At 45.2% G+C, this 20,611-nt stretch carries 17 protein-coding genes and 1 pseudogene; 15 read left to right on the top strand and 3 right to left on the bottom strand.

Going from position 1 to position 20,611, the window contains the following annotated elements:
- Positions 1-102 precede the first annotated feature (102 nt).
- Positions 103-915, top strand: a complete 813-nt coding sequence (locus tag BN1546_RS00690) for a DUF3891 family protein (protein WP_090735348.1) — start codon at positions 103-105, stop codon at positions 913-915.
- Positions 916-1,044: 129 nt separating this feature from the next.
- On the opposite strand, the gene BN1546_RS27185 is transcribed toward BN1546_RS00690, so the two are convergent.
- Positions 1,045-1,182, bottom strand: a complete 138-nt coding sequence (locus BN1546_RS27185) for a hypothetical protein (protein WP_013370876.1) — start codon at positions 1,180-1,182, stop codon at positions 1,045-1,047.
- Positions 1,183-1,437: 255 nt separating this feature from the next.
- On the opposite strand from BN1546_RS27185, the gene BN1546_RS00685 reads away from it, so the two are divergent.
- The 6 genes from BN1546_RS00685 (at position 1,438) to BN1546_RS00660 (ending at position 10,960) form a co-directional block, all read left to right on the top strand.
- The gene (locus BN1546_RS00685; protein WP_058829555.1) at positions 1,438-2,583 is read left to right on the top strand and encodes a glucose-1-phosphate adenylyltransferase; all 1,146 of its coding nucleotides are present in this window, start codon (positions 1,438-1,440) and stop codon (positions 2,581-2,583) included.
- Between the two features lie 23 nt (positions 2,584-2,606).
- Positions 2,607-3,710, top strand: coding sequence for a glucose-1-phosphate adenylyltransferase subunit GlgD (glgD, locus tag BN1546_RS00680; protein WP_058829556.1), 1,104 nt, complete (start codon positions 2,607-2,609; stop codon positions 3,708-3,710).
- 46 nt (positions 3,711-3,756) lie between these two features.
- On the top strand, positions 3,757-6,210 hold the full coding sequence (locus tag BN1546_RS00675; protein ID WP_090735345.1) for a glycogen/starch/alpha-glucan phosphorylase: 2,454 nt from the start codon (positions 3,757-3,759) through the stop codon (positions 6,208-6,210).
- A gap of 133 nt (positions 6,211-6,343) precedes the next feature.
- Positions 6,344-6,952: a DUF2062 domain-containing protein gene (locus BN1546_RS00670; RefSeq protein ID WP_013370880.1), complete on the top strand. Its 609-nt coding sequence runs from the start codon at positions 6,344-6,346 to the stop codon at positions 6,950-6,952.
- Between the two features lie 151 nt (positions 6,953-7,103).
- On the top strand, positions 7,104-8,126 hold the full coding sequence (locus BN1546_RS00665; protein ID WP_090735342.1) for a hypothetical protein: 1,023 nt from the start codon (positions 7,104-7,106) through the stop codon (positions 8,124-8,126).
- A 158-nt stretch (positions 8,127-8,284) separates the two neighbouring features.
- Positions 8,285-10,960, top strand: coding sequence for a YhgE/Pip domain-containing protein (locus BN1546_RS00660; RefSeq protein WP_090735339.1), 2,676 nt, complete (start codon positions 8,285-8,287; stop codon positions 10,958-10,960).
- A gap of 87 nt (positions 10,961-11,047) precedes the next feature.
- Here BN1546_RS00660 and BN1546_RS27180 read toward each other — a convergent pair whose 3' ends face one another.
- The gene (locus BN1546_RS27180) at positions 11,048-11,227 is read right to left on the bottom strand and encodes a hypothetical protein (protein WP_176702315.1); all 180 of its coding nucleotides are present in this window, start codon (positions 11,225-11,227) and stop codon (positions 11,048-11,050) included.
- Positions 11,228-11,359: 132 nt separating this feature from the next.
- Here BN1546_RS27180 and BN1546_RS00645 point away from each other — a divergent pair, with 132 nt between their 5' ends.
- The 8 genes from BN1546_RS00645 to mnhG all read left to right on the top strand — a co-directional run bounded on the left by BN1546_RS00645 (position 11,360) and on the right by mnhG (position 19,349).
- On the top strand, positions 11,360-12,334 hold the full coding sequence (locus tag BN1546_RS00645; RefSeq protein WP_090735334.1) for an aldo/keto reductase: 975 nt from the start codon (positions 11,360-11,362) through the stop codon (positions 12,332-12,334).
- A gap of 536 nt (positions 12,335-12,870) precedes the next feature.
- A complete protein-coding gene (locus BN1546_RS00635) occupies positions 12,871-13,512 on the top strand; it encodes a universal stress protein (RefSeq protein WP_058829563.1) in 642 nt (213 codons plus the stop codon).
- 47 nt (positions 13,513-13,559) lie between these two features.
- Positions 13,560-16,418, top strand: a complete 2,859-nt coding sequence (locus tag BN1546_RS00630) for a Na+/H+ antiporter subunit A (RefSeq protein ID WP_090735328.1) — start codon at positions 13,560-13,562, stop codon at positions 16,416-16,418.
- Between the two features lies 1 nt (position 16,419).
- Complete coding sequence (locus BN1546_RS00625; RefSeq protein WP_090735326.1) at positions 16,420-16,755, top strand: Na(+)/H(+) antiporter subunit C; 336 nt, start codon at positions 16,420-16,422, stop codon at positions 16,753-16,755.
- Positions 16,752-18,227: a Na+/H+ antiporter subunit D gene (locus BN1546_RS00620; RefSeq protein WP_090735324.1), complete on the top strand. Its 1,476-nt coding sequence runs from the start codon at positions 16,752-16,754 to the stop codon at positions 18,225-18,227. Before BN1546_RS00625 ends, BN1546_RS00620 begins: the two co-directional genes overlap by 4 nt.
- A gap of 6 nt (positions 18,228-18,233) precedes the next feature.
- Positions 18,234-18,710 carry a Na+/H+ antiporter subunit E gene (locus BN1546_RS00615; RefSeq protein ID WP_090735322.1) on the top strand — a complete coding sequence of 159 codons (477 nt, stop codon included), beginning with the start codon at positions 18,234-18,236 and terminating at the stop codon, positions 18,708-18,710.
- The gene (locus tag BN1546_RS00610) at positions 18,710-19,003 is read left to right on the top strand and encodes a Na(+)/H(+) antiporter subunit F1 (RefSeq protein ID WP_040103739.1); all 294 of its coding nucleotides are present in this window, start codon (positions 18,710-18,712) and stop codon (positions 19,001-19,003) included. Before BN1546_RS00615 ends, BN1546_RS00610 begins: the two co-directional genes overlap by 1 nt.
- Positions 18,987-19,349: a monovalent cation/H(+) antiporter subunit G gene (gene mnhG / locus BN1546_RS00605; protein WP_040101481.1), complete on the top strand. Its 363-nt coding sequence runs from the start codon at positions 18,987-18,989 to the stop codon at positions 19,347-19,349. The genes BN1546_RS00610 and mnhG overlap by 17 nt, the downstream gene beginning before the upstream one ends.
- A gap of 408 nt (positions 19,350-19,757) precedes the next feature.
- Here mnhG and BN1546_RS00595 read toward each other — a convergent pair.
- Positions 19,758-20,551 (bottom strand): annotated as a pseudogene (locus BN1546_RS00595) (multidrug resistance efflux transporter family protein).
- Positions 20,552-20,611: the final 60 nt, after the last annotated feature.

Raw genomic sequence — 20,611 nt, 5'->3', positions numbered from 1 at the left:
TTTTTACCCTTATCCTGATATAATGAATGAAGGTAAACATAACCATGGCCTTCGATAGTTTGTACACATATCAGATAGACGCCTAACGGAAGGGGATAGCATATGGTTATTTATGAAACGGATCAAGCTTATATCATGACGACGCAGCATGACCATGCCCATATTTCAGGTGAGTTGGCTTCACAGTGGGAAGACAGTGCCTTTAAGAATAGACGCCATAAACAGGATTTTATATATGCAGTGAGGGAGCATGACCGGGGGTGGATTAGGCTGGACGCTGCTCCTTTCTGGAATGATTATGTGTCAGCACCTTATACGTTTATCGATTTTCCGCTTAGTCCGCGTTTTGTTTTTTATCGTCTCGGGATTGATGAAGTCGAGCAAGAGAATGCGTATGCGGCGTTGCTGTGCAGCTTGATGTACAAGGAGCTCGTCGGGCGGACCGAGCATGAAAAAGCTCAGGACAAGCAGATTACGCATGCTTATCAAGAGGCAGAGGAACAGCGTCGCCAGAGGCTCAGACAGGAGCTGACATGCGGCGTAACCTTCGAACATCAAGTGCGGACGGATGTACGGAGAATGTTGTTTTGCGACGAATTAAGTCTGTTTTTATGCAGCCGAGAGCCGGGTACCCCTACAGCAGATTATGAATGGTTTGCTGAAGGGTTGAGCTTCCCGGCTGTTCGTCATGAAAGCGAACGGGTTCGGGCTGAGTGGTTATCGGATCAGACGGTAGGTTTGTCCTTTTTTCCTTTCAAGGGCAATGTAGAGATTACTCATACGTTCAAGAAGGTGAGTAAAGAGAACATTCGTACCTCGGGTCTTCTAGAAGCGTACCGATCCTCCGAATGCACGCATCGAACCTTTACCATTGAACATATCATGGAAGTAGAAGAACAGAAGGAGAATGCTTGACCGTCTAATGATTCAGCCTCGAACCGATGTGTTGTGCGTTGTTCGTGGTTGCAGAGCAGCGTCAGAGCAGAGCCTCCCTGAACAATTATTCAGAGAGGCTCGCGTGTTTCTTGCTTTAAAATTTAACGATTACGATTTTGCAGATGTTTTTGCACGGTTGACCATCGTCTGTACCTTATTCAATACCTTATCGCGTGCTCCTTTATTTTTCATCAGATACGTTACACCCATTCCCAATGCTGCTACTACCCATTTTTTATTCTTCATCAATAACGCCTCCTTATGATCATGCTGTCATACACTAATGCCTAAAAAGTATCCAAAATGTGAAATGATGAACAGGATTTTACGATTTAGTGATTCCTTGCACTCGTTCCGCATAACTATCATTTACCCTTTCCATCACATCTTACCCGTTCCCTTGGTAATGAAACGATTACGACTGTCTTTTCACGTTTAATGGATATTATCAAATATCCTGCCACAATTGCTTCAGACGCACATGACAGGGAGGTCTTTGTTATGAGAAAGAAGGAAGTGGTTGCCATGCTGCTCGCCGGCGGACAAGGCAAAAGACTCAAAGGACTGACCCGCACACTGGCCAAACCGGCAGTATTTTTTGGAGGAACTTATCGTATTATTGATTTCCCTCTCAGCAATTGCTCTCATTCGGGAATAGACACCGTGGGCGTATTGACCCAATATGAGCCGTTGGTGCTTCATTCCTATATCGGCGTAGGCAGCGACTGGGATTTGGATCGCCTGGATGGAGGAGTTTTCGTTTTACCACCGCACGAGAAAGAGAATGGAAACAACTGGTATCGTGGCACAGCGGATGCGATTTATCGGAACCTGCATTTCTTGGACCAGTATGACCCGGAGCATGTGCTCATTTTGTCAGGGGATCACATTTATAAAATGGACTATAGTCGAATGCTCGACTACCACAAGGAAAAGGGAGCTGATTGCACCATTTCGGTCATCAATGTCCCCATTCAAGAGGCCCAACGATTTGGGATACTGAACGCCGATGAGGACCTGAGAATATACGACTTTGAGGAGAAGCCTGAACAGCCGAAAAGCACATTGGCCTCTATGGGTATTTATTTATTCAAATGGGATGTGTTGCGTCACTACTTACTGGAAAGCGCAAGTGATTCTGAATCTTCACATGATTTTGGCAAAGACATCATTCCGCTATTGCTTCAGCATGGCCGGTCGCTGTATGCGTACCCGTTTGCTGGGTATTGGAAGGATGTAGGCACAATTCAGAGCTTGTGGGAATCTAATATGGATCTTCTGGTTCAGGACCCGCCGCTAGATCTGAATGACCCGTTCTGGCGCATCTATACCCGCAGCCCCAATCAGCCTGCCCAGTATATAACCCAACGGGCGATCCTGAAAAACAGCATCGTAAATGAAGGCTGCATGGTGGATGGAGAAGTAAGGCACTCCGTACTGTTTTACGGGGTTGAAGTCGGTGAAGGGAGCGTTATTACCGATTCTGTCATCATGCCGAATGTAAAAATCGGATGCAATGTACGTATTCACCGGGCTATTGTGAATGAGAACATGGTTATTGAAGACAACGCAGTCATTGGACCTGAAGATAGCTTGGATGAGATTATTTTGTTCGATCAGGAAAGCCAGCTTCATGCACGAATATAACTCGGATAAGGACGGTGTCCGCTATGAGCCGACTCATTGGAGTGATCAACCTGGATCACGAATTGGATCAATTGAAGGAGTTGACTTATTTCCGGTGCGGGGCTGCAGTACCCTTTGCTAGTCGATATCGGCTCATTGATTTTACCTTATCCAATATGATGCATGCAGGGGTGCATGATATTGCACTGTTTATCCGCCGCAAATACCGTTCATTGCTGGATCATTTGGGTGAAGGTCGGCCATGGGATTTAGACCGCAGAAGAGGCGGGTTGTTTATTTTGCCACCGGACTGGAACGATCCGACGGACACATCACGTGGTGACTTGCAGCATGTGCACAACAATCTGGACTTTTTCCATCGCTCATCGGGGCAAACCATTGTTCATGCAGGAACTCAGCATATCAACAAGGTTGATATAGAGGATGTATACCGATATCATCTGGAGAAGAACGCGGATGTCACCCTCGTATACAAACCCATACACCAGCTTGAAACGGAGCATACACCGTGTGTACGGCTGGAGATTGATGAGAGCGGACGAGTGACCGGTATTCATCAGGAGCAGGATCATCATAATATTTATCTAGAAATGTTTGTGATGGACAAAAGCTTGTATCTGGATCAGGTAAAGCATTGCATTGCTCATCAGGATAGTCATTTCTTTCGCGATGCGATTCAGAAAAATCCAAGTGGCCTGCGCATCTACGCGTATCGCTATGATGGTTATCATGCAGTTATTAATTCCATTGAAAGCTACTATAAAAATAGCATGAAACTGCTGGATCAGGAGCAATATCAAGCTCTGTTCCAGAATCAGCCGGTGCATACCAAAATCAAGTATGAAGCCCCGACTCGTTATACGTACAGCGCCGAGGTGGATCATTCCCTTGTTGCCAATGGCTGCACCATTGGGGGAAAGGTCGAGAACAGCATTCTTTTTCGTGGCGTGCGGGTAGAGGAGGGCGCGCGGGTAAGCAACTCGATTATTATGCAAAAATGCGTCATCCGTAAAGGGGCAGTTGTGCAGAATGTGGTTTTGGATAAGGACGTGCAGCTTTCACCGGATCGAACTCTGATTGGCGACATTAGAGTTCCCTATGTGATTGCCAAGAATAGCGTGATTTAATAGATCATACTTAGCCATAAAAACGGAATTAACAGGAGGTACAACTTTGTTCAGCAATAAAGAAGCATTTAAGCAGGCTTTTCGAGAGCAACTGGTCGGAAGGCTGGGTAAACCGATGCAGGAGGCTCAGTCGGAAGACGTATATAAGGTTTTGGGTGGCATGATTCGTGAACAAGTCGGCAAGAATTGGGCCGAAACAAACCAAGCCTACAAAGAAGAACAAGAGAAGCAGGTTTATTATTTTTCACTGGAATTTTTAATAGGTCGTCTATTGGGCAATAATCTGCTGAATTTGGGCGTATTGGATATGGTTCGACAGGCATTAGGGGAATTGGGCTGGGATCTGGAGGAAATTGAAGCACAGGAAGCGGATGCTGGGCTAGGCAATGGTGGTCTTGGCCGTCTGGCGGCTTGTTTCATGGACTCATTAGCATCCCTTGGCTATGCAGGACATGGCTGCGGAATTCGATATAAATATGGTCTGTTTGAGCAGCGTATTGTGGACGGAAATCAGGTCGAACTACCGGATTACTGGCTACAGAAAGGGAATGTATGGGAGGAACGCCGTCCTGACAAAAAGGTCGAGGTTCATTTTTGGGGACGCGTGGAAACCCGTGAACAAGATGGACGTCTTGTGTTCGAGACACGGGATGCCGAAACAGTCTGGGCTGTCCCTTACGATATTCCGCTGGTCGGCTATGGTCATGCGCAGGTAAACACGCTGCGGATTTGGAGTGCTGAATCGGCACTTGATCCCGTGCGGGGACCGATTCGAGGAGAGGGCGGTTATTACCGCTTTCTCGACTACAATCGATCAGTAGAATCCATCTCGGCCTTTCTCTATCCGGATGATTCCAATTATGAGGGCAAGCTGCTTCGCTTGAAGCAGCAGTATTTCCTCTGCTCGGCTGGATTACAGAGTATTTTGCGTACGTTTGAGAAGCTTCGTTTACCTTACAGCCAGTTGCCCGATAAAATAGCACTGCACATTAACGATACCCATCCGACGCTGGTTATACCGGAACTGATGCGTATTTTGATGGATGTGAAAGGCTTGGGGTGGGATGAAGCGTGGGATATTACGACACGGGCCATTTCATATACGAATCATACGATATTAAGTGAGGCGCTGGAACAATGGCCCGTCAACATGGTGAGAGAACTGCTTCCTCGGATTTATTTGATCATTGAAGAAATGAACAAACGTTATTGCGCTATGCTATTAGAGCGTTATCCGGGTCAGGATATCAAAATTGGCGAAATGGCGATTATTCACGGTGAACAAATTCGCATGGCTCATTTGGCTATCGTCGGCAGTTATAGCGTTAACGGAGTGGCTGCATTGCATACGAAAATTTTGAAGGAACGAGAGATGAAATCATTTCATGAACTATATCCTGACCGGTTTAATAATAAAACAAATGGGATTGCCCATCGCCGTTGGCTGATGCACGCCAACCCGGAGCTGGCAAGCTTGTGTGATGAGACGCTCGGTGTACGCTGGAGAACCCGTCCACGTGAGCTCATCGACCTGCTTCGTTACAGTGAGGATGAGGCGTTCCAAAAACGAATTCAGGCGATTAAGCAAAATAATAAGATCAGGCTTGCTGAGCATGTATTTGCAAAACAGGGTGTTCGACTGGATACATCCTCCATTTTTGATGTGCAGGTCAAAAGGTTGCACGGATATAAGCGACAACTGCTCAATATTTTGCATGTGATGCATCTATACAACCAGCTCAAAACTAATCCTGCACTGGATGCAACGCCACGCACATTCATTTTTGGTGCGAAAGCAGCCCCCGGTTATTTTCTCGCCAAACAGACGATTAAGCTCATTAACAATGTGGCAGACACCATCAATCGGGATATAGATGTCAAGGACAAGCTGAAAGTCGTTTTTCTTGAAAATTATTCGGTCTCGTTGGCGGAGCTGATTATTCCTGCGGCGGATGTCAGTGAACAGATTTCTACAGCAGGCAAGGAAGCATCAGGTACAGGCAACATGAAATTTATGATGAACGGCGCACTGACTCTGGGCACATTAGACGGTGCTAATGTTGAAATGCACGAAATGGTAGGCGATGCCAACATGTTCATTTTTGGATTGAAGGTCGATCAGATTGAGGACTATTATCGGAATGGACAGTATTCAGCACGCAAAACAGCCAACAGTGATGAAAGGCTGCGTGAAGTGCTGGATCAACTGGTGAACGATGCTCCTTTTACGCGGCATGAACGGGAATTTGAGGCCATTTATCAATCGCTGATTGATCATAATGATGAATACTTTGTGCTTAAAGACTTTGCAGCTTATGTAGATGCGCAGGCTCATATTGAGCAGGTGTACCGCAATCCCTCGGAGTGGACACGACGTGCTATTGTAAATATCGCTCATTCCGGAAAATTCTCCAGTGATTGTACAATCCAGCAATACGCAACTGAGATTTGGGACCTTGTACCTTTATCGAGCGATGTCAATAAGCGAATTGTGTTCTAAAATAGCGAAACAGGCGGAATAGCATTGCTTTTCGAACGCTGAGGGTTATAATGACAGTATAGACTAAGTAAGGATGGGAGTTATTTGACCTCATTCCTGAACTTGAATACGTACTGTTGAAGGAGTCCTCCTATTGATAAAGTTCAATCCGAAAAGGCTCAAACCTCATAAATCAAAGAAGAAATACAATGTGTTTCAAAATATATGGCGGGCGATTCGTCTGAATTTTATCAAGCTGTTGCGCGCCCCTGGTGGAGTTAAAAAGATCTCTTTGGGCTTCGCCATTGGCTTTGGGCTGGAGATGATCGTAATTTCCACGGCCTCTCTGGTATACCTCGTGTTTTATCCAATTGTTCGGCTGTCTGGTGGTTCACTGCCTGCGGCCATCGTGGGTAACGTTGTAGGCAAGCTGACCTTTTTGCCGATTGTACTGATGCCCTTCGCCAAGCAACTGGGAGCTTGGATCTATCCGTCACATTATCCGGTACATGTCAGGGGCGGTCGACTTCACGAGCATTCTTTTATGGAGCTTTTTCACGGCAACTGGTCTGTATTCAGAGACTTACTGCACGGAGGACTCCACATCCTGATCGGCATGTCCATTTTCGGTATCGTGCTGGGCATAATTTCGTATTTTGTCATTCAGGTTCTGTATAACCGTTCGCTGCACAAACGGTTGGAAAAACGGAAGCTGCGTCATGGCGCAGGATTTTCGCCTACCCGATTGCTGAAGAATGGATAATGTAATGCAAAAGAAGAAGCTCCTTAAGCCTATCTTATAGGCCTAAGGGGCTTCTTTTGCATTTATGCAACTTTTTACTTTTGTGTCACGTCTAAGGATTATGTGTACTTGTATCCTATGAGTATTTATAGACACAGGAGGAATCGACGAAATGAACAAATGGAATTCTATCACAGCTACAGTCGCAGCACTCTCAATCCTGTTGGGAACGTCTCCAGTTGCAATGGCACAGCAACCCGCTACTGCCGCAACCACAGCTCCAAATGCACAAACTTCTGTTAACCTGGACCCAACCGTCACTAAGCGTCTAACGGATGTCCTGAACACATTGGCAGGGAAACAAACGATAGAGTTTACAAGTGCGGACACTGCTTCTGACGCCTGGACGGTTTACGGTACCTTGAAAGGGACAGCAAATGCAGATTTTAGCCAAGATTATGATTCCAAGAAAGGAATCGTGCAGTCCACCAGCATCATTTATAAGGCCGCTGATATGGATAAGGTGATGGCCCCTAATTTGCATAGCAAAGTTGCATCATTCCTGAAAACATTCGATACTGATAAAGTTTTCAAAACGGAGGCCATTTGGCGTGTATATTCCCCGATTGACGAAGGAGGATTCAAAGATTACTGGGTGCTATGGGGGAAAAGCCAAAACCTTTATATTCACCTTGATCAAGGAAATAAAATAACGGCCAGCTTTTTGTACCCACTCAAAGACGTTAAAGCTGCCCTGATCAACAAAGCGAACCGTTCGCTAAAAACACTGGGCATTCCTACAATCAAACCGTTTGAATATACGCTTCGTCAGCGAGAGGACAACGATACCATCTGGCACTTTAGGGATGAGAGCGACACAAACAGCGTACAGATCGGCGTGAAAACCGGTAAAGTATGGGCTGTAAAAAATGAACATGGCATGGACTGGGACGGAGATAAGGATTTTGCCAAAGCATTTGCTAAGCCCAAGCTCAGTAAGAATCAGGCCCTTTCAGCTGCCAAGTCGAAAGTACAATCCCTTTTTGGAATTAATCTGAAGGGATATACCGTGCAAATAAAGAAAAACGAATATACATTCTTGAAAAAAGGTGCAGCTACCGTTGTGGGGAAAATCAATAAAAAGGGCGTATTCTACTCACTGGAAGCTATACCTGCAAATGGAATTAGAAATTAAGTAAAAGGGATTTCATAAAAAGCGTATGATCTGTAAAAGAGTCGTACGCTTTTTAGCAATCATTTTTATAATATTCGCTTCTGCCGCTCAAATCGTTTACAATACGTGTGCATACAACACTGGACGAAAGGTTAATGTACATATGAGGAGTGGTGAAGTTGCGGAAGATATGGCAAATCTACTTAACAGACTGGAGAAATGTTTTCAAAGTATCGACCGGGACTTTATTAGTCATTGGCATCATTCTTTTGCCTTCCGTCTATGCATGGGTGAATTTGAAAGCAATGTGGGACCCATATGCGAATACATCTGGTATTAAAATTGCAGTAACCAGCCAAGATCAGGGGGCTGAGGTGAATGGTAAAAAGATTAATATCGGTGACGAGGTTATACATAACCTTCATAATAACAAGAAGCTGGGTTGGACTTTTGTCAATGAAGCAGAAGCACGAAAAGGGGTACTGAACGGTGATTATTATGCCAGCCTGCTGATCCCAAAGGATTTTTCAGAGAAAATTACGAGTGTGCTTACAGAAAATCCGCAAAAGCCGGAGATTGATTATGCTGTGAATGAAAAAATCAATGCAGTAGCTCCGAAAATTACATCCTCAGGGGCAACCTCTCTGACAAACCAAATTAGTCAAAACTTTATTGAAACGGCTAGCCAGGCGGTTTTGACGAAATTAAAGGAAGCCGGAGTAAAGCTGGAAGAGGAGCTTCCGACAATTCGCAACATTGAAAATCGGGTGCTGGAGCTAAATAATCGATTGCCTGATATTGATCGGTTGGGTAAGCAGGCATTGGAGCTGGAGCAGAATTTACCGAAAATTAAGGCTCAAGGACAAAAAATCATTGCATTGAAGGAAAAAATACCTGAAATCAATCGCGCAGGCGACCTGGTCCTTAAAATTGATAAAAACCTGCCTGAGCTGAACAAGGTGGCCGCAGTCATTTTGGATATCCAAAAAAGACTGCCCGATATTCAAAAAGCTGGTGATCGAATTGTTGAACTGGATCAGAACTTCAGTAAGGTAGAAAGTGCACTGGCTACCGCCTTGGAGGACACGCAAACGGCCCTTAAGGTCATTAATGCTGCCCGGACAGCACTGCCGGAAGTACAAAAAATAGCCGATACAGGCAAGGATTTTACAACTGGTATACTCGACTTTCTGGATAAAAACGAGGGTGCGCTTGATTCGATCGGAACCGTAGTAAAAGAAGATTTACAGCTGGTGCAACAAATTGCGAATGAAGTTTCACAGATTACAGGTATCATGCGTGGTGTGGATTTTGATCCCAAAGCAGCACAAGCTGCAGCGAATCGGATTAGCGGCAGGCTCACGACTGCTGTAGGTGTATTGGATCATATTTCTCAATTGCTGAACCGTGTGAATGGGTATTTGCCTAGCCAGCCACTGGATTCACTTATTTCTCGGGTAAGCGGGGTAGAGGATCGCTTTCGCCGATTGAATAGCACGGTTACTAGCATCGGGGATGCTATTCAGCGCGGTGAGAAACCAGCCCAAAATCTGCTGGATGATGCTGACCGTCTTGCAGGAGAAATCAGTAGCGGAATTGACAGCATTTTGGACAATTATGATACGGAATATGCACCTGCCATTCAAAGGGCGCTGGATCAAATCAAATCCGTTGCCCGCAATTCTGCCAATGTGTTGACCACTGCTCAAGAGCAGCTCCCGAATATTGAAAAGCTACTAAATGACGCACAGGCCGCTGCCGAATTCGGGCAGCAAGAGCTAACACGTCTCCAGCAGGACTTGCCACAATATCGTCAAAGACTGCATGAAGCCGCTACGACGATTCAGGGACGCATGGGCGAGTTTACGAATGCTGTGAACAAAGCGGCAGACTTCGTGAAGCACGATTTGCCAACGGTTAAAAGTAAAATTCATCAGGCGGCAAACTTTGTACGTAATGATTTGCCGAAGGCGGAACAACAGTTTATTAAGATGGCGGACTTGATTGAAAACAAATTTCCTGAGGCTGAAAAAGCGGTACATCAGGTAGCCAATTTTGTCAGAACCGATCTTCCTGCTGCCGAGGATTCCATACGTCAGGCAGCAGACACGATCCGCAGGCTTAAGGGTGAAAATGCACTCGGAAGAGCGATTGCGTTGCTTAAGGGAGATGTGAAAAAGGAAAGTGATTTCCTCGGTAGCCCGGTATCGCTGAAGCAGGAGCGGATATACCCGATTCCTAACTACGGCTCTGCGATGTCACCTTTTTATACTACATTATCGATTTGGGTAGGTGCGATGCTGCTGGTCTCCATGTTCAGGGTAGATGTGGATGACCCGGAAGGTCAATATAATAGCTACCAGGTGTATTTCGGACGGCTAATGACCTTCTCCACAATTGGTATTTTTCAGGCGCTAAGTGTATCTCTCGGTGATTTGTTTCTGCTGGGAACATATGTGGATGCCAAAGTAGCATTTGTACTGTCCTCTATGCTGATCAGTCTGGTGTTTACGGCCATGACCTATACCTTGGTTTCAGTGTTCGGCAATATCGGCAAGGGTCTCGCAGTCATCCTGCTGGTGCTCCAATTCTCCAGTTCAGGGGGGACATTTCCCATTGCGACGAGTACAGCTTTCTTTCAGACCCTGAATCCGTTCGTACCGTTCACCTATGCGGTTAGTCTGTTGCGGGAAACGGTAGGAGGGATGTTGCCTTCAACGGTAACACGAGATGTAGTGATGCTGTTTGTATTTATCGGAATTTGCTTCTTGTTTGGATTGGTGCTTAAGAAGCCGCTCAGCAAACATACGAAGAAAATGGCTGAGCGAGCGAAAGAAACGAAATTAATTCCTTGATTGTTGAAAAAAGAGTGAGTTACGGTGGTTGAGGTGAGCGGCTCCGCGAAGGATTTGATCTTACGATCGGTGTTGCCACGGGATTCTTTAGATTGGAAAGGAAAAGGTAAGAATCCCGTGGCAAAGGCGAACGCTCTGCTTCTCCAGATTCAAATCCTCCGCTCCGCTGGTAACCACCGTAAAGTCACTTCTTTTAACATTCGGTGGGTAGTATGAGGAGGGCCTCCGCATGTAATGCTTCGGCATGGTGCGGAGGCTTTTTTGCATGCACTATCCACCTTTTAAAATGCATTTTAGCGTGTTTCAAAGGGGTTTATTCTGGTGAATGAAGTGGGTATGGTCTTTTTTTATGCAATTTTTCGGAATTAAAAAAATCCTTAAGCAAAGGCGGGAGACAGTATGGATTATTCATACTTAGGAAAGTCAGGCTTGAAGGTTAGTCGGTTATGTCTGGGCACAATGAATTTCGGACCGGAAACTGAAGAAAAGGATGCTTTTAAGATTATGGATGCTGCGCTGGATGCGGGCATTAACTTCTTTGATACGGCTAATGTATATGGCCATGACCGTAAAGGCTGGACGGAAGAAATTATCGGACGATGGTTCCAGCAAGGCGGTGGAAGACGCGAAAAGGTCGTATTGGCGACCAAGGTTTACGGGGACATGAAAAATGAAAATGACGGACCCAATGCAGGATCAGGTTTGTCTGCCTACAAAATTCGCCGTCATTTGGATGCGTCGCTGAAACGTCTGCAAACCGATCATATAGAGCTATATCAAATGCATCACATTGATCGCAATGTGTCATGGGATGAATTGTGGGGTGTATTCGAGTCCGTGGTGGATCGTGGACAAGTTGGTTATATCGGTTCCAGTAATTTTGCAGGCTGGCATATTGCGGTGGCTCAGGCCGAAGCGAAGGCACGTCGTTTTCTGGGTCTGGTATCGGAACAGCATTTGTACAACCTGAACGAACGTTCGGCTGAGCTTGAAGTATTACCGGCAGCTCAAGAGCTGGGTCTGGGTGTAATTCCATGGAGCCCGTTGGCGGGCGGACTGCTGGGACGCAATGCGTTAGCAGGTACAGGTTCCCGCAGCGCACGTGCCAAGGAAAAGGTAGAGCAGAATCGTGCGAAGCTGGAGCAATTTGCGGCGTTATCTCGCGAGCTGGGTGAAAAGGAAGACGTGATTGCCCTGGCTTGGGTGCTATCTCATCCGGCCGTGACGGCTCCAATTATCGGACCACGGACATTAGAACAGTTAGAGGATGCTCTGCGGGTACCTGAGGTTAAATTAAGTAAAGATGTGCTTGCCAAACTGGATGAGATTTTCCCGGGTCCGGGAAAACCTGCACCAGAAGCCTACGCCTGGTAATCATACCTCGTACTTATGATCAAGCAACATTCTTTTTAAAAATAATTTCCAAAAAAACAGCAGATCTGGGAGTAGTCTCCTTGAGCTGCTGTTTTTATACTAATCGGAAAAACTAACAACTATTCGTTAATCTTTCGTACTATCCGTACATACTCCCTGGGGAGAAAGGGAATGCTTATTAGGACAGGTTCAGTGAAATGAGCTGATTGGAATTTGTAACTTTTATTTGCTGGTAACATCGGGTTGCTCATCGCTGTCTTTGTGTGAATATTATGTTCAAGTCTCCAGCCCACGATAAGCAATAGGATAAAGAGACTGGTGCAGATCATCATTTTGCGCATCAACACATGAACCACTCCTCTGTAAGAATATTCTCCATTTCTACAGGGTGCTATACGCAAAAAAAATTACCTTTACAATCTCCCCGGTAAACTATATAATTAGAACTAATTGTATATTGTTTTACCGGAGGAGCCTGCCAACAGTGGGCTCTTTTTGTGTTTTTTTTGTTAAATTGGAAACAGGAGGCACAGAAAATGATGGCGGAGATGAACAACGAGAGCATTATGGTGTGTGTCCATTATGGTCCGCACGGACAGCGGTTAATTCAAAGAGGCAGCGAATTATCCCGGTTACTCGGGGCTCCTTTATATGTGTTAACAGTGGATGCAACAACAGATCATGAATACAACCAAAACAAGGAACAATACCTCTCAGGATGGGAAAAGCAGACCAAAGATGCTGGAGGATCGTTTCTAATTCGTAAATGCAATGGGAAAAAGACAGCTGAGGTGATCGTGGAGACAGCTCAGGAAAAAAAGGTTACCCAAATTATCATTGGCCAGTCCAGTCAGACGCTATGGCAAGAGATTACCCGTGGTAATTTTGTCAACGATTTGATTGAACAGCTGGGTCCCATTGATCTTCATATTGTGGCTGTGCAGCGTTATCCCGAGCTCTTAGAGCACTCGCATGAGAAGGGATTTTCCGCTTATTTGGTAAAGCGGGATGGAAATTATGTACTGAGCGAAGAGCCTGGTGGAGAAGATACGATAAAAGGGATTTTTTTTCGTGAGCTGGATACTGATTTCAACAGCGGTCTATTCAAAATCGTTAGAAATGGGGAAGCCCAGTATTTGAGAATTCTACAAAGTGAATGGGTAAAGCCGCATTCCTAGAGGTCATATACAAAAAAAGTAAACTTATATAGGGGGAGTGCTCGATTGTGTTGCATGCTGCAATTTTGATTCCATTCATGCTGGCTGTCCTAATCCCGTTGACCAAGGGCGTTTCGCGCTGTCATACAGGTTGGATAGTCTTGCCCGTACCCATAGCTCTTTTTCTGTACTTCCTGACAAGGATATCGGACATTCAGGCTGGAAATGATACGATATCAACTATATCTTGGATGCCTTCACTTGGGATTAATATTACGTTGCATCTGGATGGACTGAGCCTGCTATTTGCTCTGCTGATTACGGGAATGGGTGCGTTGGTGATCTTGTATTCCATTTATTATCTTAATAAGCGGACGGAAGCGATTCGCCATTTCTACATCTATTTGCTCATGTTTATGGGAGCAATGCTTGGTGTCGTTTTGTCTGACAATTTGATGGTTCTATATGGATTCTGGGAGTTAACCAGTATTACATCATTTCTGCTGATCGCCTTTTGGCACCGACGGGAGAGATCACGTTATGGAGCTCTGAAGTCGATGCTAATTACTGTCTTTGGCGGGCTGGCGATGTTCGCGGGGTTCAATCTACTCTACGTAATGAGTGGAACATACAGCATTCGAGAGATTATAGCCCAAGTCGGCTTATTGACTGAGTCCCCGTTGTTTATTCCGGCGATGCTGCTGATTCTACTGGGGGCGTTTACTAAGTCTGCACAATTTCCTTTTCACATCTGGTTGCCCGATGCCATGGAGGCGCCGACACCTGTCAGTGCTTATCTGCATTCAGCTACAATGGTTAAGGCGGGGTTATACCTTGTGGCGCGTCTTAGCCCCGTATTCGCTGGACAGTCCGAATGGTTCTGGTTGGTTACACTTTCAGGTCTGGTCACGCTTTTTTATGGATCGTTTAAAGCGATTAAACAAACAGATCTTAAAGCTCTGCTTGCCTATTCCACTATTAGTCAGCTTGGTCTGATAATGTGTTTGCTCGGGCTGGGATCGGCTTCTGCCTTTTTTTCCGATACAGAGGAGTCGTTATTCTATACGACGGCTACTGCGGCGGCCATCTTTCACCTGATCAACCATGCCGTTTTTAAAGGCTCTCTATTTATGGTGGTTGGTATTGTCGACCACGAGGTGAACACTCGGGATCTGCGCAAGCTCGGCGGTTTAATATCCCTAATGCCAGTCACCTTTTCTGTGGCGTTGATGGGGGCTTTCTCGATGGCAGGGTTACCACCATTCAGCGGTTTTCTGAGTAAAGAAATGTTCTTTACCGCTGTGTTGAATATTCGGGAGTTGGATGTTCTGAATACACAGTGGTGGATGATTCTAATTCCGGTGATTGCATGGATTGCCAGTGTATTTACCTTTGTTTATAGTATGATTTTGGTCTTTAAAACTTTTACTGGTAATCTTCAGCCGGAGAAGCTCGATAAAATACCGCATGAAGCACCGCTGGGTCTATTGATTTCCCCTGTCCTGCTGGTTTCACTCGCTGTGGTATTCGGCTTATTTCCTGATCTCTTGTCTTATTCTCTGATTGAGCCGGCTATGGGCTCGATCTATAACGAGCTATTGTCGCCAATGGAAACCTTCGGTGTCTCCATTCATTTCTGGCATGGTTGGACACCTGAGATATTCATGACACTGGGTGTTATCGCTGTCGGGACACTTCTCTATAGAAGACACAGCCGATTGCGGATTCTGGATCGGGAACGGAACGGTAGCAATTTTCTTAATCTCATGTACGATGGATCTCTTCAAGTGCTGGAACGTGGATCAAACCGCTTCACAAATCTCTACATGACGGGATCAAACAGACATTATTTGCTTTATATATTTGGCTTTTTCGTCATTGCCTTAGGAAGTGCGATGATTGGCACCCAAGGAATATCGCTGGGTATGAGCCACTATGCTCCGTTAGGTTTCTATGAGGCTGTCATTGTTGTTGTAATGCTTCTAGCAGCGTTGGCCGTACCCTTTGCTAAGTCGCGGGTCAACGCGATTTTATTTACTGGTGCAGTCGGGTACATGGTGACTCTGCTGTTTGTTATCTTCCGCGCACCTGATCTTGCATTAACACAAATGATTGTGGAGACAGTATCTGTCATTCTGTTCCTTCTGTGCTTTAAGTATCTTCCGAAGTTAAAAAAGGAGAAGGAGCGTCTGAGCTTTAGATTGCCGAATTTGATTATCGCTGCAGGTGTAGGAATTACGATGACATTCATTGGGCTGGCAGCAATGGGCAGTAGTCCATTCGCTCCTATTTCGGAGTTTTTCCTTAAAGAAAGCTATTCCTTGGCCGGAGGGAAAAACGTAGTCAATGTCATTCTCGTTGACTTTCGGGGATTCGACACTCTATTTGAAATTATGGTTCTCGCTATTGCATCCCTTAGCATTTATGCCTTGATTAACTTGCAAGTGGAGCCTGGCATTACACCCGCCAACAAAAATAAGAAGGGGGGAAGAATGGCTTTTCCGCTCCGGAGTAATGATGTGATCTTGCGAACTATGTCCAAGGTTATCATAATCGTGATTCTCACTTTCTCGATGTATTTGTTCTTTGCCGGACACAATAATCCGGGAGGTGGCTTCATTGGAGCCCTGATGACTTCAGCAGCGCTTATTTTGATGGCGATCTCCTTCGGGATGGACACGGTTCGTAAAGTCCTTCCAGTGAATTACCGCATGATCACAGCGGTAGGGCTGCTCATTGCAATTCTGACTGCGGCTGGCTCGTTTGTTTTCGAAGCCCCTTTTCTCAGCCATTCCTTTGGGCACTTTGATCTGCCTATTATGGGTGATACCGAGCTGGCTACAGCAGTCCTCTTTGATCTGGGGGTATACCTGGCTGTAGTAGGTGTGACCATGAGTATTATTTTTACCATAGGGGGGGATGAGTGAAATGGAACTGATTATGGTTGTAGCTGTAGGTATTTTATTTACAATTGGGGTGTACCTGATTTTATCTAAGAGCCTTCTGCGCATTGTTTTGGGGACTTCCTTGCTAACTCATGGCGTTCATTTGCTGCTCTTGACGATGGCCGGACTAAAGACGGGAGCTGCTCCAGTATTAGGAGGTAAAGCGGAGACTTATGTGGACCCTTTACCGCAGGCGTTAATTCTGACCTCTATCGTCATCAGTTTTGGAGTCACTGCCTTTTTCTTCGTGCTTGCTTACCGTTCATACCAGACGTTGGGCACCGATGAAATCGACAGTGTTAAGGGGGAAGAACGATGAGCAATCTCTTGGCACTACCGATTTTAATTCCCTTATGTACCGCTGTTATATTGATTTTTATGAAGGAGAGAGTTCTGCTTCAGCGGTTCATTAGTACAGTTAGCGCCATTTTGAATATTATGATTGCTCTTGTGCTGATTTACCGCATTCATAGCGGAGGTATACAAACTTTGCAAATGGGGGGATGGGCGCCGCCGTATGGCATTGTGTTCGTGGGGGACATGTTTGCGGCTCTGCTTGTGCTAACCGCTTCGGTGGTAAGCTTGGGGATTCTTATCTACTCCTTCCGCAGTATTGATGCAGAACGGGAGCGTTTTTATTACTACACCTTTTTTCATTTCTTGCTTGTAGGTGTCTACGGATCTTTTCTTACAGGAGATATGTTCAATTTGTTCGTTTTCTTCGAGGTTATGCTGATTTCCTCCTATGCCTTGATTTCACTGGGAGGAACGAAGCTCCAGCTTCGGGAAACCTCCAAATATTTGCTTATTAACATTGTGTCATCCACACTTTTTGTGGCAGCAGTTGCTTATCTATATGCGGCTGTCGGTACCCTGAATATGGCTCATTTGTCTCAGCGGGTTGCTGAAGCGGGGCAGGGAGGCGTACTCAATGTGATCGCTGTTCTGTTCCTGATTGTGTTCTCATTGAAAGCGGGATTATTTCTCTTTTTCTGGCTGCCGGGTTCTTACAGTGCGCCACCGTCTGCTATAAGGGCCTTGTTCGGTGCGTTACTGACAAAAGTGGGACTGTATGCAATCATTCGGACCTTTACTCTTATTTTTGTCAATGATCCCGGACTCACGCATACGTGGGTCGCTTGGATGGCAGCGGCTACGATGATTCTGGGAGGACTGGGAGCGGTGGCTTATAACGATATTCCTCGTATCTTTAATTACAACGTCATTATCAGTGTAGGCTTTGTGGCCTTCGGTCTGGCTGCAGCGACACCAGATGCATTGAATGGGGCGGTTTTCTATTTGCTACACGATATATTGGCAAAAGGATTAATGTTTGTTCTTGGGGGCATCATTATCACTGCAGCGGGAACGGATCAATTAAAAGATATGGGGGGTCTCATCAAACGCTATCCTTTAATCGGCTGGATGTTTTTTACACTCGCCCTTGCACTTGTAGGTATTCCACCGCTTAGCGGGTTTGCCGGTAAAGTGTTGATAACTCGGGGCGGATTGGATGCTGGAATGCTGACATTATCCTTGATTGGGCTAGGATCGAGTTTCCTTGTGCTGTACTCGCTGATCAAAGTATTCAGGCTTGCATTTTGGGGGAATGAACCTGAAGGCAACTTGCCGAAGATAAAGCTAAAAAGTGTGAGTACTGTGGCGGCCGGTTTGCTCGTCCTGGTTATATTGATGGGCATCGGGGCGGATTGGGTCTATTCCTATGTTGCACAAGCTGGTGATGTGCTGGCTCATCCCACGCTATACATCGAAGCTGTAATAAAGGAGTAGATGAAGATGGTCTTTCAAATATTATTAAATCTGATGATTGCATTGCTGTGGATGCTGCTTAACAACGACTGGTCAGGGTCGCGGTTCACCATGGGCATTCTGTTAGGGATAGTCATATTGCTTGTTTTGCGTAAGTTCCGTCCAGAACCTTTCTACTTGAAGCGCATATGGGCCATCCTGAAGCTGCTACTTCTGTTTATGCGGGAGCTGATCGTTTCTAGCTTTGCGGTTATCCATCATATTCTCCGCCCGAAGCTGACGATCCGCCCAGGCATTTTTGTCTATGAGACTGCTTTAAAATCAGATTGGGAGGTCACTATTTTATCGTGCCTCATTTGTCTGACACCAGGAACGCTCACTCTGGAAGTATCCGGAGAAGGTCAAATGCTGTATATTCATGCCATGGACATACAGGACGCGACACTGCTTTCTGAGCAAATTAGAGGGACCTTTGAAAAAGCGATCATGGAGGTGACACAGTGATAGTTCCGGCACTTATGACTGCATCACTGGCTATTCTCTCCTTAGCCATATTAGGTTGCTTATACCGTTTGATTAAAGGACCAACCCGTCCAGATAGGGTAGCCGCGCTGGACACGATAGGTATAAATCTGCTAGCTATGATTGCTGTGATTTGTATGCAACTGAGGACACAAGATTTTATTGAAATTGTTCTTGTTATAGGAATCCTGACATTTATAGGAACAACGGCGTTGGCGAGATATATAGAAAGAGATGCCGTCATAGACACTGGGGGTGATGAACTTGATCGGTGAGTTGTTTACTGCGATCCTTGTTTTGTTCGGCGCTCTGTTCTGTGGATTGAGCGCATTTGGGTTGATTCGGCTACCAGATGTTTATTTACGTTCTCACGCCGCAACCAAAAGTGCAACGCTTGGCGTGCTTTGTGTATTAACAGGAGCCTTTCTTTATTTTTTGTTTTATGTAGACGTGGTCAGCATCAAATTACTGCTTGCCATTGTGTTTGTCTTTATCACTTCTCCCGTAGCCGGGCATCTAAATGGAAGAGCTGCCTACCGTTCAGGAGTCCCTTTATGGGAGAACAGTGTTCAGGATGATCTGGCGCCGGTATTGGAACAAAATACATCTTCAAAACCATAGTGCAGGATTGCGTCATGTCTGTCTGGATTGATGCTAAATGTGGAGGGATCATGTGCACAATATCATTTCCGTCCAGCCGTATTACAAGGTGGAAAGAATCGTAACTCCGTTAAAACAGGAAACAGTTATCCATCGTCGAGTTTTACACTTGTATACAACTAAAATTATATCAGCGTACCGGGAGTTTGCTCTTAATGAGGTATATGATATATCGTTTAAAAGTATCGGGAAGGGTTATGGTGTTCTTTATTTGCATACGAAACAAGGTGTATTCCCTTATAATGTAGAATCAGATCCAAAAGACTTTATGATAGAATTCAAAAAAATTGTAGAAAAGTAAGATTGTTCAATTCAAAAGATTTAAAAAGACCGTATCTATTTTTTGCGGTCTTTTTCTAATGCCTGAAGTTACCTAAAGTTTTTTAGCATGTGTAACATGCTGTGCAAACCCATGCCCAGAATGACGATGTACATTCCCATCCATGACCAAGCAGATGGGATAGGGAACGATAAAAAGAACAATTCCCCCATGAGTGCAAAAAGCACTTCCAACGATTATGTTGCTTCTACTGTGGCCAGCTTTTGCATATTTACACGTACCTGATTTGTAGCTTTGCAAAAATAAGACAGTAGCAATTACGCCTGAGAATACGGTCACCAGAGCAGACTGTATGGTCTGGTTCTTCTTGGCATTCCTGCGCTCAACATCTCATATAACGAAAGCAATAACCAAAAAAGACAGGCTGCTAAAGTCATTCCGAGCACACGTTGATAGCCATCTAACCGCCCCGTACAGACTTCCATCATTTTGCGATTACCTAATGGATAGGCGAAAGAGGCCAGAATTACAGGCAATATACCGAATAAAAAATCTTGAGTAGAAATAGATTGCGACTGTTCGACCTGCATCACAATAATTCCGATTAAAATAACCAGAGACATTAACAGTCCTTGGACGGGGATTTTTCCTCGTACTTTGACAGGGCCATTTTCCGTTTGGACAACCTCGTCAAATAAAGGGACAAGCAATGAACCGGAAATAATGGTTATTTGCCAGGTCCTCGCGACAAACCAACCCGTGAATATGCCGACGCGAAGCATAACGAAGCATAAAATAAAACAAACAGTTCCATAGACCGGTTGAGAACAAATGTAAAAGCAAAAAAGAAAGCCGCTAACACACCTAACCAGATTGAGCGCATAGCATTCTCCTAATTCTTTAAGTATTATCGTTATTTCTCATATTAATTACTTTAGATCAT

It is taken from the genome of Paenibacillus sp. Mc5Re-14, assembly GCF_001049835.1.
GTDB lineage: Bacteria > Bacillota > Bacilli > Paenibacillales > Paenibacillaceae > Paenibacillus > Paenibacillus polymyxa_C.
The sequence above is the reverse complement of the archived record's forward strand: the minus strand, read 5'-3'. Positions and strand labels throughout refer to the sequence as shown.

What these genes read in the sequence shown, in the direction of transcription:
- BN1546_RS00625 (WP_090735326.1), top strand. Translation starts at nt 16,420, where the DNA reads ATGGAACTGATTATGGTTGTAGCTGTAGGTATTTTATTTACAATTGGG.
- glgD (WP_058829556.1), top strand. Translation starts at nt 2,607, where the DNA reads ATGAGCCGACTCATTGGAGTGATCAACCTGGATCACGAATTGGATCAA.
- BN1546_RS00645 (WP_090735334.1), top strand. Translation starts at nt 11,360, where the DNA reads ATGGATTATTCATACTTAGGAAAGTCAGGCTTGAAGGTTAGTCGGTTA.
- BN1546_RS00615 (WP_090735322.1), top strand. Translation starts at nt 18,234, where the DNA reads ATGGTCTTTCAAATATTATTAAATCTGATGATTGCATTGCTGTGGATG.
- mnhG (WP_040101481.1), top strand. Translation starts at nt 18,987, where the DNA reads ATGAACTTGATCGGTGAGTTGTTTACTGCGATCCTTGTTTTGTTCGGC.
- BN1546_RS00635 (WP_058829563.1), top strand. Translation starts at nt 12,871, where the DNA reads ATGATGGCGGAGATGAACAACGAGAGCATTATGGTGTGTGTCCATTAT.
- BN1546_RS00685 (WP_058829555.1), top strand. Translation starts at nt 1,438, where the DNA reads ATGAGAAAGAAGGAAGTGGTTGCCATGCTGCTCGCCGGCGGACAAGGC.
- BN1546_RS00620 (WP_090735324.1), top strand. Translation starts at nt 16,752, where the DNA reads ATGAGCAATCTCTTGGCACTACCGATTTTAATTCCCTTATGTACCGCT.
- BN1546_RS00690 (WP_090735348.1), top strand. Translation starts at nt 103, where the DNA reads ATGGTTATTTATGAAACGGATCAAGCTTATATCATGACGACGCAGCAT.
- BN1546_RS00665 (WP_090735342.1), top strand. Translation starts at nt 7,104, where the DNA reads ATGAACAAATGGAATTCTATCACAGCTACAGTCGCAGCACTCTCAATC.
- BN1546_RS27185 (WP_013370876.1), bottom strand. Translation starts at nt 1,182, where the DNA reads ATGAAGAATAAAAAATGGGTAGTAGCAGCATTGGGAATGGGTGTAACG.
- BN1546_RS27180 (WP_176702315.1), bottom strand. Translation starts at nt 11,227, where the DNA reads ATGCAAAAAAGCCTCCGCACCATGCCGAAGCATTACATGCGGAGGCCC.